The sequence below is a fragment of the Bacillus chungangensis genome, assembly GCF_030812995.1.
GTDB classification, from domain to species: domain Bacteria; phylum Bacillota; class Bacilli; order Bacillales; family Bacillaceae_C; genus Bacillus_CF; species Bacillus_CF chungangensis.
Window position 1 is genome coordinate 102382 of the sequence record NZ_JAUSTT010000009.1, and the last position, 11837, is coordinate 114218.

19 protein-coding genes are annotated in these 11837 nt (G+C 38.0%); all 19 read right to left on the reverse strand.

Features of this window, described 5'->3' with window-relative positions; all coding sequences use genetic code 11:
- Window positions 1-37: 37 nt before the first annotated feature.
- Window positions 38-460 carry a phage tail assembly chaperone gene (locus J2S08_RS09100; protein WP_307228767.1) on the reverse strand — a complete coding sequence of 141 codons (423 nt, stop codon included), beginning with the start codon at window positions 458-460 and terminating at the stop codon, window positions 38-40.
- Between the two features lie 23 nt (window positions 461-483).
- Window positions 484-948: a phage tail tube protein gene (locus J2S08_RS09105; RefSeq protein ID WP_307228768.1), complete on the reverse strand. Its 465-nt coding sequence runs from the start codon at window positions 946-948 to the stop codon at window positions 484-486.
- 1 nt (window position 949) lies between these two features.
- Window positions 950-2266: a phage tail sheath family protein gene (locus J2S08_RS09110; RefSeq protein WP_307228770.1), complete on the reverse strand. Its 1317-nt coding sequence runs from the start codon at window positions 2264-2266 to the stop codon at window positions 950-952.
- Window positions 2267-2452: a hypothetical protein gene (locus tag J2S08_RS09115; protein WP_307228772.1), complete on the reverse strand. Its 186-nt coding sequence runs from the start codon at window positions 2450-2452 to the stop codon at window positions 2267-2269.
- Entirely contained in the window at window positions 2445-2867 is a 423-nt protein-coding gene (locus J2S08_RS09120) for a phage tail terminator family protein (protein ID WP_307228773.1), read from the reverse strand. The genes J2S08_RS09115 and J2S08_RS09120 overlap by 8 nt, the downstream gene beginning before the upstream one ends.
- 14 nt (window positions 2868-2881) lie before the next feature.
- Entirely contained in the window at window positions 2882-3376 is a 495-nt protein-coding gene (locus tag J2S08_RS09125) for an HK97 gp10 family phage protein (protein WP_307228775.1), read from the reverse strand.
- On the reverse strand, window positions 3376-3732 hold the full coding sequence (locus J2S08_RS09130) for an ABC transporter ATP-binding protein (RefSeq protein WP_307228778.1): 357 nt from the start codon (window positions 3730-3732) through the stop codon (window positions 3376-3378). The genes J2S08_RS09125 and J2S08_RS09130 overlap by 1 nt, the downstream gene beginning before the upstream one ends.
- Window positions 3729-4118: a phage head-tail connector protein gene (locus J2S08_RS09135; RefSeq protein WP_307228780.1), complete on the reverse strand. Its 390-nt coding sequence runs from the start codon at window positions 4116-4118 to the stop codon at window positions 3729-3731. The genes J2S08_RS09130 and J2S08_RS09135 overlap by 4 nt, the downstream gene beginning before the upstream one ends.
- Window positions 4096-4272 carry a DUF7210 family protein gene (locus J2S08_RS09140; protein WP_307228782.1) on the reverse strand — a complete coding sequence of 59 codons (177 nt, stop codon included), beginning with the start codon at window positions 4270-4272 and terminating at the stop codon, window positions 4096-4098. The genes J2S08_RS09135 and J2S08_RS09140 overlap by 23 nt, the downstream gene beginning before the upstream one ends.
- Before the next feature lie 51 nt (window positions 4273-4323).
- On the reverse strand, window positions 4324-5382 hold the full coding sequence (locus J2S08_RS09145) for a major capsid protein (RefSeq protein ID WP_307228785.1): 1059 nt from the start codon (window positions 5380-5382) through the stop codon (window positions 4324-4326).
- A gap of 15 nt (window positions 5383-5397) precedes the next feature.
- Window positions 5398-5757 carry a hypothetical protein gene (locus J2S08_RS09150; RefSeq protein ID WP_307228787.1) on the reverse strand — a complete coding sequence of 120 codons (360 nt, stop codon included), beginning with the start codon at window positions 5755-5757 and terminating at the stop codon, window positions 5398-5400.
- Window positions 5758-5771: 14 nt separating this feature from the next.
- Window positions 5772-6428 carry a DUF4355 domain-containing protein gene (locus tag J2S08_RS09155; RefSeq protein ID WP_307228789.1) on the reverse strand — a complete coding sequence of 219 codons (657 nt, stop codon included), beginning with the start codon at window positions 6426-6428 and terminating at the stop codon, window positions 5772-5774.
- A 97-nt stretch (window positions 6429-6525) separates the two neighbouring features.
- Window positions 6526-7560 (reverse strand): minor capsid protein, encoded by a 1035-nt coding sequence (locus J2S08_RS09160; protein WP_307228791.1) that lies wholly within the window; start codon window positions 7558-7560, stop codon window positions 6526-6528.
- The gene (locus J2S08_RS09165) at window positions 7557-7838 is read right to left on the reverse strand and encodes a hypothetical protein (protein WP_307228793.1); all 282 of its coding nucleotides are present in this window, start codon (window positions 7836-7838) and stop codon (window positions 7557-7559) included. Before J2S08_RS09165 ends, J2S08_RS09160 begins: the two co-directional genes overlap by 4 nt.
- A complete protein-coding gene (locus J2S08_RS09170) occupies window positions 7828-9171 on the reverse strand; it encodes a phage portal protein (protein WP_307228795.1) in 1344 nt (447 codons plus the stop codon). Before J2S08_RS09170 ends, J2S08_RS09165 begins: the two co-directional genes overlap by 11 nt.
- A gap of 14 nt (window positions 9172-9185) precedes the next feature.
- Entirely contained in the window at window positions 9186-10487 is a 1302-nt protein-coding gene (locus J2S08_RS09175) for a PBSX family phage terminase large subunit (RefSeq protein ID WP_307228797.1), read from the reverse strand.
- Window positions 10484-11215 carry a phage terminase small subunit gene (gene terS / locus J2S08_RS09180; protein ID WP_307228798.1) on the reverse strand — a complete coding sequence of 244 codons (732 nt, stop codon included), beginning with the start codon at window positions 11213-11215 and terminating at the stop codon, window positions 10484-10486. Before terS ends, J2S08_RS09175 begins: the two co-directional genes overlap by 4 nt.
- Window positions 11216-11300: 85 nt before the next feature.
- Complete coding sequence (locus tag J2S08_RS09185) at window positions 11301-11525, reverse strand: DUF4177 domain-containing protein (RefSeq protein WP_307228800.1); 225 nt, start codon at window positions 11523-11525, stop codon at window positions 11301-11303.
- Between the two features lie 101 nt (window positions 11526-11626).
- Window positions 11627-11791 (reverse strand): hypothetical protein, encoded by a 165-nt coding sequence (locus J2S08_RS09190; protein ID WP_307228802.1) that lies wholly within the window; start codon window positions 11789-11791, stop codon window positions 11627-11629.
- Window positions 11792-11837: the final 46 nt, after the last annotated feature.

Sequence of the window (11837 nt, forward strand, 5' to 3'; positions counted from 1 at the left end):
TAGTATGCATAGTTCGCCTCGCTATCTCCCTCCTCAATTAGTTTTTTGCTTCATCTTTCAGATCTTCCATGTCCTTGTCATATCCGTTTATCTCTTTAACCTTTTCGGCAAGCTCCCCGTATTCACCTGACAATAGCATTTTTTTCAAAAGCATACCAGCTCCTATAACACCATATGATTTTTGCAATTCAGCATCCTTTAAGTTTGGATAGACTACACTAGCGACCATAAGTTTATTAATGTATTCTTCATCGTCAATCTCAGTTACGTAACCTCTTCCCTTAACTTTTTTTCGTTTTGTTGCTGATTTTCTGATTTCCTCATTTTCAATCTCATCCATCCCTCGTAGTTTCCATGGGATTGGTTTACCATTTTCATCCTTAAATCTATCGGAAATTACAAATTCCTCTGTAATTTCAGCTTGTACATTTTGTGCAAAAAACGCTTGTAAATCACTCATATTGTTATTCCTCCTAATATTTTTTATCCTAAAATCGGTTTTCCGAAACTGTCTAAAATATCCACATCTTCATAAGTGAAAGATACTTCTTCGTCTAAGTATTCACTATCAACATCCAATTTCGCCATAAATGCTTCATCCAAGTTCACGAACTTCAAGAGTGTTGTTTGTTTACCGATGCTAGATGTTGGATCTTCATTAATAACCTGCATATCGAAATACGTATCCTTGCCTGTTTTAATATACTCTAGCATCAACTTCCGAAATAATGTCGTAGCATAGTAGATCGTCATTGTTCCAGTACCTGCCCAACCTGCCGCTTTATGCTGTTCACCGCGATGTCCTAACGATTTCATCGATGACTTTTTCTTATCTGCTTTTGCTTCGATTTTTTTAGCATAAAACATTTCTTCGACATTACCGTTTATAATGGCATAAGCCTTGCCTTCCTGACCGCTAATCGCATCTTTTGCTCTAAAAAATCCCACATTACTTCACCTCTACTTTCATGTAAATTTTCTCGATGCTATCCACCGGCTGTACGTAGACCTCCGAATACACACTATCTATTTCATTACCCTGTTCTACTAAGATGTCTTGTGCACCATCGAAATTTTGAATGGCGTTAATTCCTTGAAGAGTTTCCATGTAATTAATACATTCGCCCTTTAAAAGATTTCGGCCATCTGCATTGTTATCCACTTTTCCGATATAAAAAGACTCAAATATTCTTTGAAAGTCATTGTTAATACTGTCTATAACCCTAATAACACGATTTTTTGCAAATGCCTTCCCATGTTTCGGTGTAAAAGATGTTAATGTGTTAATATCTTGCTCAACAACAGCACGACCTTGTCTATGTGTGAATATAAATTCACCATTTTTCAGGGCATTGACAATTTGTGAGTTTGTATAACGTTCTGAAACGTCTACAGCATCATCGTATACCTGATATGTGAGGGATTGATTCACATTAGCCCCTGCTGTAGCTCCTGCTACCCACGCTACCGCTTGTTCAGCGTTTAATTCTGTACCATCAGCAAGTATCACGCCATTTTTTACTGAGATAACACCCTCATGATCGGCGATAGGATAATTTTCAACGACAACTTGGATTTTAAAACCCTCATCGTCACGCAAGCGTTTTACAAAGGATGTATATAGTCCTTTAAGTACGGCATCTTTTGAAACGAGTGCCATTGTATTAAACTCGTAAACTTCGATAGCTTCTAAATAATCGGTGTGATCACCGTTAGTTACAAGGCCATCTAACCCTCCCACGAGAGGTAAACCAGCTGTTCCTTCCAAGTTACCAGTGCCGTTGAATGTCACCCAATTATTTTGTTGTAGTTCAGAAATGGCGGTAACTGTCTGTAAGTCTACTTCCGCACCATCAACCAGCGTTTGGACATCAAATTTCGTTTCGTCATCGATGTTCTCCTGAACAACGATAGAAATGTCATTGCCACGAATGCCGCCGTATTTCGCTGTGACTGTTAATTCACCATGTGTCGCTGACGCTTTAGTTCCTCCGTTTAAACGGTAAAGAAGTATTGTTTTCGCTCGTTTTAACGATTCACGAACCAACAGCATTTCAGGATCCGTAATGTCATAGCCAAGGACATTTTTAAGATTTTCCCCTGCTTGAATTGTGATAACTTCTTTTGTCGCTCCCCAAGATAGTGGTAAAGCCATTGTGACAATGCCGCGATCTCCGACAGTCCCTAGGGGTTTTGGTTCTGTTTCGAAGTTGATATACACGCCTGGCCTGACTTTATTCTGCGTTAACCATGTACCTCCTGCCATTTAGTTCACTTCCTTTTTCATAAAGTCATCCATAATCTGTTTTACTTGATCATTTGTGTATTTCTGTTCATCCAACAGCAACACATTCAATACATCTTTTTGTATAGTGGTAAACTTCTTTGATGCAAGAAATTGCTGCTTTGTATACTCTGTATTTTTCTTAACTACTTCAGCTTTTTTAGCCATTTTTTAAATACTCCTCCTGTTCAAGAGTTTGCATTTTGATTCCCTTTTCTTTCTCACGCATGACGTGAAATTCATAGTCAACATAAAAATGGAGAACACCATCAATGATTTCACCGCTCATTTTTTTACCTCTGAGTAAATCGCCATTCATTGCGATATACTCCATATGTTCATACAGTTGTTCATTCATCTCATGACGATCCGCATTTGTTTTCGCAAAGAAATGGATGTCGAATGAATGCGATCGCTTGTATCGTCTATTAAATTCACGATCACTTGCAGTAGGGAACATTTTCACAAAAAAACAAGGCTCCTCTAGCCCTTGTAATATTTCCTCTCCGTATATGTCGATATCAGGAAAGTGCTTATCTAGTGCGGATATGACTGCCTTTCGCACATCATCAATAGTTACCACTCTTGTTATCACTCCTATCTATGAGGACGTCCATTCACAATATTGTTTAGTAATTCGGCCGAACGCTTTTCAAGATACTTGGGTAACTCTCGCTCGATTTCTTTCATGGAGATAGTCATCATAAACCGTCCTTCAACCCATCCGCCTTTCTTACCGACTTGCATACCTGTTTTGGCGTTAGGATCATACACAAACGTTTTCCCTTGCCAATATCCAGGAACCCAGTGAGCGCGGAAACCATTTTCAACGAAAGAGGCGTATTCAGTGTTGTTGAATATCTCCACAACATATGAATTACCATGACGTTGTACCTTGCCAACAGTCCATGCTCGACGAAGCTGGCCATCACCTACTGGCGTTCGTTTTTTTATTTTACGATCCGCACGAAAAGCCATCTCTAAAAGAAAATCTTGAATGAACCTTTCTACCACTCGTTCATCTAGCGCCTTTTGAAAAGTTTTGGCCATCTTCTCGAACTCGCCAAAGTCAAATTCTCCCCATTTGGCCATTATGCGTAATCCTCTCGACTTAATGTAACTTCTTGATGACTTTGATAGATGAAAGGCTCTCCTGCTGTGTATTTACGTTTCATCGTCCCTTTGGTAACTTCTATTTCATCACCTTGCAAAATTTCCAAATCAGGCGATATAAACAGCTTAGTTTCATAAGTTATGTCGTTTTGTGCATCGGATTGGTTGTTTGAACCAAGTGCCTTTTGAGATAGTCGGCAAGGTTGGTCTTTATAAATGACATGTAATTCATGTTTTGTTTCTCCACCTACTTTAAATTTTTCATAACGACTAATAGAAACTTTATCTTCATACGTCTTTTCAATAGCTTTACGATGATGCTTGTAATTGATCATAGGCTTTTAAGCCTCCTAAATCTGTTCAATTCATGGCGATAATTCAAAACTACATCGTCTAATGTCGCCTTAGACGTACTGGTCACTTCATTTCCTTTACTTCCATAAGAAATTGATGTATCACCTAACTTAACACTAGCCATCGACTCACTGACGCTGTTAGCTATAGCTTCTTCGTTCGGATGTTCTACTCTCAATAAATCGATTGTTATAGAAGCCCACATTCGCTTAAGAGCTTCTGGAACTTTACTGATATTACAGTAGAGTTTAATTTTCCATTCTACTTGTTCGATGTAGTCAAAAATTAAATCATCCAACGAATTATCCTGAAGTTTAAGACGGCGCTTTACTATAACCAGAACATCATTCCTCATTAATAACGCCATCCTCCAAGAAAACATCATAATCTTCTTGTGATATTTTTAAGGTATCGCCACTCTTATAACGCTGTCCTCTATACTTGATATTCCTGATCAATGTAACTGTCAGCTGCTTATTTTTACTCGTCTTACTTGCTTTAGGTTTTTCCTGCTGTTCCACAAGCAATTCCTCCTTTCAACAAAACACAAGGGAATCTTCTCCCTTGTATCATTAATTCACTTTAGCAATGAAAATAGTGTCAATTGTTTCAAAGCTTGGCATCATAATAGCAGATACTACTGTCATAACATTGACTGGATGCGGCTCCTTGATGGTGGATACAGCCACGCCTGTATTCACAATGGAAACATCAGCATTCGTACTGCCAGACATTAAATCTGACTCCTCTGGTGTAGTACCGAAGTACGTGTTTCCTAGATTACCGTCTGGAATCAAAGTAAAGTGGTCGTCTGGATAGAATAAGTGAGTACTGCCGTCTTGCAATGCGAACTTCTTGTTATAAACCGCTACTGATACACCTAACTTTGTTTGAAGGTACTGCTTTAGCATGTTATCTGTCATGATAATGTTTTGACCACCAAGAGGATTCATATCCAAACGAATCTTCTTGTTTTTCAATAAGCAGTTCCAAGTCTTTCTGGTGCAGATTGCGTTAGTTGGTCGAACTCCTGTATCATCTTCTACTTTATCCTGCCAGGTCATAATATCTTCGATGGGATCAGAGTTTTCAACATCGCTCCACTTGGCTCCGCTGTCACCTGAACCTGTAAGAGTTTCTTTATGTTCATTTGGCATGTCATAGTTATACTCGTAGTCTACTCGATTTGCAGTAATCTTTATTTTCCCTGTTGATAATAGCTGCATAATCATTCGTTCAGGCTGCACCAGGGCCCCGTTTACAAGACTAGTTACGTCATCGTAAATGTTATTGATGATAGGCATAATTAAACTGTCGTTAACTGAGCTTGTTAATCTATTTAATTCCTGCCTGTCTTTTTCACCTATTCTCATAGATTCACGAAAGAAAGGCATTTCAGTTTGAACTTTATCGAATCCAATACGGTCTCTTACTGTCGCTTTGGAATCAAATTCAGACGGCATTAACGCCACTGGTAGTCCCTTTGATCCTTTAATCCAGGACAAATCAAGCCCTAGCTGCTTCTTAGCTGGGAACAGTGTTGCTCCCAGGTACGGAATAGCATTCGAAGGATTATTCTCATAGTATGTCGCTATACTTTTGGCATTTACCAAATCAAAAATAGTGCTCATATTCTCATTCCTCTCTTATTTCAAAAATGTGATTTGTTTTAGTGCTGTTTTCGTTTCCCCATCTGGAACTTCAGGAATTTTATTTAAATCTATAAATCCATGAATAACCATAGATCCAGATGCTGATCCGTATGTGACATCTACATCATTAAGCAGGACTCCTTCTGCCTCTGCCCCTGTTACTTTCCTTACGGATTTGGACTGATCTTCGAGAACTCCACCACCTACTATTGTTCCAGCTGGAACGATCTTTTTACCTTCTTTATTTGGGAAAACACCTTTATCATCCACTGTTACAGTTAACGCCACATAATGATCCGGGAACTTCAAAATTTCTTTTTTGTTTGCATATTTCGTTACTAAAAATTTACTCACAACCTTCTACCTCCTTATCCAAAGTAAGATTTTCTTGCTTTCTCTAAGTCTTCATTCTTTTTCGTGTATAGATCAGCAAGACGCTTTCCGATATTGCTTTCCTCCACTCTTGCTTTGCCTCCCTTTGGTGATGACCCTTTCAGCCTTTCAGTTACTGCGTTTTCAACAGCTTCCCGAAATGCTTTTTCAAAAATATCTACGTTATCCTTTGTTTTTTCTGCATCATCTGCTAGAAGAATGTCGGCAAACTGAATAGGCAACTCCTTTTCATTTAAAAAGTTGATCGTTTCAAGTTTAAGTTCCTTTTGTTGAATAGCCCTTTCCCTATCCTCGATTTCCTTTTTAGATTTTTCCAGCAGCGCCTTTTCTTTTTCGCTTGCAGTCATGTTAGCTAGTTTTTCCGCTTCAGCTTTTTCTGCTTCGAGTTTATCCTTGAATTCCTTCTCCCATTTTTCTTGAGCTGTTTTCAATGCTCCAGTGACACGCTTGTCCGCCTCGCTTTGAAGTAACTTTAAAAGCTCTTCTTGTGATTTCGGAAGCTCTATTTCTTCAGATTTTCCATCGGCTGTTGTCTGATGATCACCAGTGCTTTGATTGCCATCCTCAACTCCCTCTTCTGCTGCAAAGAATTGCAGATCAACTTTCAATGGTTTCTTTTCAACCTCAAACATCATCAATTCCTCCATTTGCCCCTTATAGTGCAACGCCTGTAAGTTGCAGTTTTTTTACAAATAAATAAGCACCTGCTATTCTAATTAGCTGATGCTTTCATTGATCTTTATTGCCAACAACATGCTTTTGATACCACGTGTCATAAGTCATATTCGCAGGTACATAATATGATTTTCCATCCTCACTTTTCGCAATACGCTCCCCCTCATCTGAATCAAAATAAGCAACAGTTGTACAACGACAATTCGGATGTAATGGACTAGCATTAACGCCTATCTGCTTTTCAGATAGTTTGAACACCATTCCATCAAGTGGACCACAGATCTCACATGTCCGTTCGTCCATAGTGGCAAGAAACTCATATTTTTTAACTACTCCACTAGCCTTGTATCCATCAATTGTTCCTTCAGTTACAATGTTGGATGTTTCTGTACGAACAATGCGAGCAGCATTTGAATATGACACATTCATTCGTTTCGCTAGCGATTGGGTAGTCCTATCGACACTATCACCACGAACGAAAACTTGTGATAGATTGATCTCTAGCTCACGTAACAACTTTTCCCTATCGCTCCATATACGTTGGCTAAAATTACCCCCAACCCAAGGCTTCGAGATAATCTTCTTAACTGCTTCATGATGGACCTTAGAAAACGGTGTTCCAATACCTGTTCTTTTTTGAATTTCAAATAAAGTCTTGTAATAAGTATCCTTATAAACATCACCAAGTAACGCCTGTGTGCCTTCCTGTACGTTTTCGTTTAGCGTTTTGATTTGATGCCTTATCTGAATCTGCAAAGCTTCAAGTCGGCTAATACGAGTCTTGTAATAAGCGTTGTTCAATTCTTTTGTCCATCGGCCGTCGACATTATCTTTCGCTTTTTCGATAAACTCTTCTAATGACATTCGAAACTCTTTTAATTCACCACTTGTTAATAATTTTCTGGACGATGCCATGTCAATCTCATTATTAACAGCAAAACGCTGGTAAAACACTTCAATGTCACGCTGGATACTTCGAATAGCCCTATCATATTCCCGTCTTAATAAAGTAATGTATTTGTCAGCTTTAAGGTGCTGGCGATTAGCTACTTGCTCAGCTCGTTTTTGCCAGTAGTCAGCTGATTTCATTCATATATACCTTTTACCGAAGCTGTTTCTTTTTCAAGACTCTTACTGATTCTCTTAATAAGTGAATCTATATCACAGTCATTATCAACACTTTTTGTTTGGATATTTACTGTCGGTGAAAACTTTTGATGTTTCCTTTTTGTAACAGAAATAAGATCCGATAAAGCTCTAATTTCATTCGTGTCAATATCACTTCCTGTCATAAGCCTACCTGTTAAATCTGCAGCTAAGCCATAAATCAACTCATCGATCTTTTCTTGTGTCTCCTTACTGATCATCATACTCTCCTCCCTTACCTTGTTTAACTAATAAGTCATAAGGATCTACGGCTCCTCTATATCCATCTTCCTCTTCTTGCTTTCTATCGATTTCTCCTTCGATATCATCGATAAAAGGCAATAATCCTAATAAAGTCTTTTCGCTTAAAAGACCATATAAATCTTTAGCTATTTGTACTGTTTCCAGTAAGTTCTGAGGGATGTTTCGATGAAAGGAAATAAAAATATCATCATACTCCCAAGAAGCACCCTTGATATTCAAAAAATTCGTTATGAGTTGAATTCGTTTAGTTAATCCAGTTTTAAATTTCCGCTCCTTAATGGCGGCAACTTGTTCTATTCCCCAAAGCTTGTATCGTAAAGCAACACCACTGAGATTTCCAGCGAACTCTTCATCAGTCAAATTGGGGATTTGGCTTAAACGATGAATATCTTTCTGTAATCGGTTCTTGTAATTCTCTGTTACAGAATCATTCACTTCTTTGATCAACCATTGAGCTTGTCCGTTTTCATCTAGCAGTAACACTCTCTTTTCTTTCGCATCGTCAATATCCTGCTGCTCAGTTCCGCTCATCCCGATTAAAACTAGATAGGCATCTGTAAAGTATTCAAAGTCATTAGCAGTATCAGACTGAGACTTGTTATAAGCATCGATCAAAGACAAAACAATTTCAAAATCACCTATTCGTTCTTCATTATTCACATACTCTATTATTGGAACATCTCCAAAGTAATGCTCCTGGCGTTGTACTTCCTCAAATGTATCGTTCGTCATTGTAAATTCAATGATTTCATCGGCTGAGTAGACTTCTGCCTTTTCTACTTTGGTATTATCAACTAAGTTATGAGTTGTGTAATGCCTAATGGCAAAAATAAGATTCTCTTCAATATCATCCGAATATACTGGAATGATTGTCTTGTGATCGATGTTCTTGAAACGGACATTGGCCCCTTCGTCTACGTATAATAATTCGTATGCTACACCGCATATACTCATTTCCTTAGCGAGTTCATAGTTTACATCCTCTTCATAATTTCTATCCAAAACCGAAAATAATTGGTTTAAGTATTCCTCTTTATCACTATCATAAGTAACCGGACGTCCCATAAAATAACCAGTTGAGATATCAGTAATATATTTAGCGTAATTACTTACAAGCTTATTGTTTGGTTTGTTCTCACCGACTGTGCGAGCTAGTATACTATGATTACCGCGATAATAGCCTTCTAAAGTTTCATATCGATCTATATGTTTTTTACCCCAGGCTTGAATGATGTTTTTTACCAATTCTCCCGATATTTCGGTGTCCTTGTCTAGTTTAATTTTTTGCATTTATTTCACCACCTCTATAATCCTAATCTTGATTTATTCATTGTTCTTAACGCATTTCCTTTTAGATCCGAAACTTCGTAATCGTCCAATCCATACCAAATAGCAGAAAAAGTATGAGGATCTATCTTGAACTCATCAGGGATTATTCGGCCATTTTTATCTTCTTTGTATGTTAAGTATTTCAGCTCCCTAACAACATCAGGACATTCCGATGAACAGATGATTTTCTTAAATCGCTTAACTTTCTTTGTATTAGCCAGGCGAGAACCACTGAATTTTTTTGCTCCTTTAATTTTGAACCCTCTTTGCTTGAAATACTGAATCGTCTTAGGCTCAGCACTATCTGCATAAATCAATTCTCTTGATTGTTTGAACTCTTCTAGGTCATCTGCTGTCCTATCATCGGTCATTTGATTCTTGTAGTATTGCCAATAGATATAAAGAATCTTTTTATTATGATCAATAGCCAAACGAACGATAGCATTGTATGAATCTTCAAAGCCAAAGTCCATACCTACACGCTTGATAGGTTTTCTGATAGCACTAATGGCTCTCATTACATCTTTATGCGCCCACTCTTCGAACTGTGGTAGTACACGTTTTCCGTTCACGCCAAAACGACCTTTCCTAGCAATGCGGTGAAGGTCTGGATCATAACTCTTCATTTCTTCAAGCTGCTCAATATAGCTCTCAGGTAAAAATAAATTATCATCAGCTGTCGAATGATGATAATAGGTGTCGTTAGTTACTATTGTTCTTTTTTCATATAGCTCCTGGTCATCTAATATCAATCGTTTGTTGCGATCATCTTTGAAGAAATGTAGAAATGTCCAGTTATCTTCTCCCACAGGGTTTGTAGAAAGAATCATATGGAGTTTTAATGTTGGATGACGCAAACGCCCTAGCAGTTCCTTAAATCCTTCGTACTTGACCTCTGAACACTCTTCAATCCAGATAATAGATACATTGTGAATGGATTTTAATTTTGCAGGCTTATCCATTCCTTTGAAGATAATCTTGCTACCATTTGGAAAACGTAGCTGCATAGGTGAAGTTACACATTTAATTTTATGATCTAACCCTAAATCTGTAACAATCTCTTCTAAAAGTGAAAAGGTTGAGTCCCTATGCGTGTCATATACCTCTCGAACGACTAAAGCTGTTCTCTTTTCTTCTAGTAATTTTAGGATTAGTTTTAAAGCCACATGATAACTTTTACTGGATCCATATCCACCAACAAGAAATTGAAATTTCTGCTTCCAATCGAACAGGAAGTCTTCAAAATGAGGATTGACTTCTTTTTCAATAGCCGTCATGAGTCCTCATCCTTCCGCTTACGTTTGATGAGGATTTCAATTGGTTTATCATCAGTTCCAGTCGATATCTTTTCAACCTCGGCTTTTGTTTTCTTGATGTTTAACTGCATCTGTTCAAGCTTCAAGCGACGCTCGTCATCTTCATGGGCCATTTCGTTGAACTGTTTAATTAAGCTGCGAAACTCACTCATGGCTCTGGATTGAGCGTTTAAAAATGTAGCCTGACGCTCCCATGCAAATTGAAAGTCCCATTCGGTTTCATGACTACCAGAACCATCGCCCCAACTCTCTTTTTCCTTTTTAATCTCTTTAATCATTTCATCCTTATCAGTGACATGCATAATTTGCTGCGCTCGGATAATAGCTGCATACTGGATCATGATTTGATCAAAGATCAAGTCGGCCGGGGAACGCTCTTCCATTGCTTCCATGATCTCTAACGTCTCAGCTGGAAGGTACTTCGCAAATAAGCCATGGGTTACAGCGTTAGAATTACCTTTAGGAGCTGCGCCTCCTTTTTTGCCCTTTGCATTGATATTCCCTTTTGGTGCACCGCGTTTTTTTGTGTGCACACTTTTTTTAGAGGGTGCACCCTTATTTCTATTCCATCCATAACGCTGCTTCCAGGACTTCACAGTGTTGAGTGACACGCCATATTTTTCAGCAATGTCTTTATATTTCATGCCTTTGACATAATCTTTCTCAGCTTGAATACGTTTATCTGCCATCTACATCACCTGCCACCTCCATATATTTGTGTTTGTTTTGAGAAAAGAAAAATGCCACACCAACAGTGTGACATAATTTGATAACTTACTCTTGGTATTCTCTTTTCATTACAATAATAAAAGCATTAGTTTCAACTGAACTAACACTACCATCATCGGTCGACGAGGAACTATCAACTTGATGGCTCATTGAAACGACTTCCCATCCATCAATTCCATATTCGTTTAGCGTTTCATTTAAATCCATAGATTCTTGATAGCTGTATATTGGCGCATCCCAATATAAAACATTATATTCCCATTTCTTCATAACTATCCCCCCATATTCCTACTATTCGACAGAAGGAGATATTTCCCTGCTACTATTTTCCTAAAAGAAAAAGCACCGGTTAGGGTGCTATGTTTATAATTTCAACTATTTATATAATCACCATACCTTTTTAGAAATTGAATAACTATATCTAACTCCTTCGAGTTACGGCTGTCAATACAGTCTTTTGCAATTGGTTCATGTATTCCAAAAGAAACAAGGGTTTTGTATGCCTCTTTTTCTTTTATATTGTAATATTCCTCCATGAATAACACTCCTTTGTTATTTTATAAAAAAAAGCACCCACAAGGG

Coding starts and splice junctions, on each gene's coding strand:
- J2S08_RS09175 (WP_307228797.1), bottom strand. CDS start 10,487: ATGACGGCTATTGAAAAAGAAGTCAATCCTCATTTTGAAGACTTCCTG.
- J2S08_RS09170 (WP_307228795.1), bottom strand. CDS start 9,171: ATGCAAAAAATTAAACTAGACAAGGACACCGAAATATCGGGAGAATTG.
- J2S08_RS09130 (WP_307228778.1), bottom strand. CDS start 3,732: ATGATCAATTACAAGCATCATCGTAAAGCTATTGAAAAGACGTATGAA.
- J2S08_RS09185 (WP_307228800.1), bottom strand. CDS start 11,525: ATGAAGAAATGGGAATATAATGTTTTATATTGGGATGCGCCAATATAC.
- J2S08_RS09165 (WP_307228793.1), bottom strand. CDS start 7,838: ATGATCAGTAAGGAGACACAAGAAAAGATCGATGAGTTGATTTATGGC.
- J2S08_RS09110 (WP_307228770.1), bottom strand. CDS start 2,266: ATGGCAGGAGGTACATGGTTAACGCAGAATAAAGTCAGGCCAGGCGTG.
- J2S08_RS09115 (WP_307228772.1), bottom strand. CDS start 2,452: ATGGCTAAAAAAGCTGAAGTAGTTAAGAAAAATACAGAGTATACAAAG.
- J2S08_RS09160 (WP_307228791.1), bottom strand. CDS start 7,560: ATGAAATCAGCTGACTACTGGCAAAAACGAGCTGAGCAAGTAGCTAAT.
- J2S08_RS09155 (WP_307228789.1), bottom strand. CDS start 6,428: ATGTTTGAGGTTGAAAAGAAACCATTGAAAGTTGATCTGCAATTCTTT.
- J2S08_RS09100 (WP_307228767.1), bottom strand. CDS start 460: ATGAGTGATTTACAAGCGTTTTTTGCACAAAATGTACAAGCTGAAATT.
- J2S08_RS09190 (WP_307228802.1), bottom strand. CDS start 11,791: ATGGAGGAATATTACAATATAAAAGAAAAAGAGGCATACAAAACCCTT.
- J2S08_RS09135 (WP_307228780.1), bottom strand. CDS start 4,118: ATGGCGTTATTAATGAGGAATGATGTTCTGGTTATAGTAAAGCGCCGT.
- J2S08_RS09145 (WP_307228785.1), bottom strand. CDS start 5,382: ATGAGCACTATTTTTGATTTGGTAAATGCCAAAAGTATAGCGACATAC.
- terS (WP_307228798.1), bottom strand. CDS start 11,215: ATGGCAGATAAACGTATTCAAGCTGAGAAAGATTATGTCAAAGGCATG.
- J2S08_RS09125 (WP_307228775.1), bottom strand. CDS start 3,376: ATGGCCAAATGGGGAGAATTTGACTTTGGCGAGTTCGAGAAGATGGCC.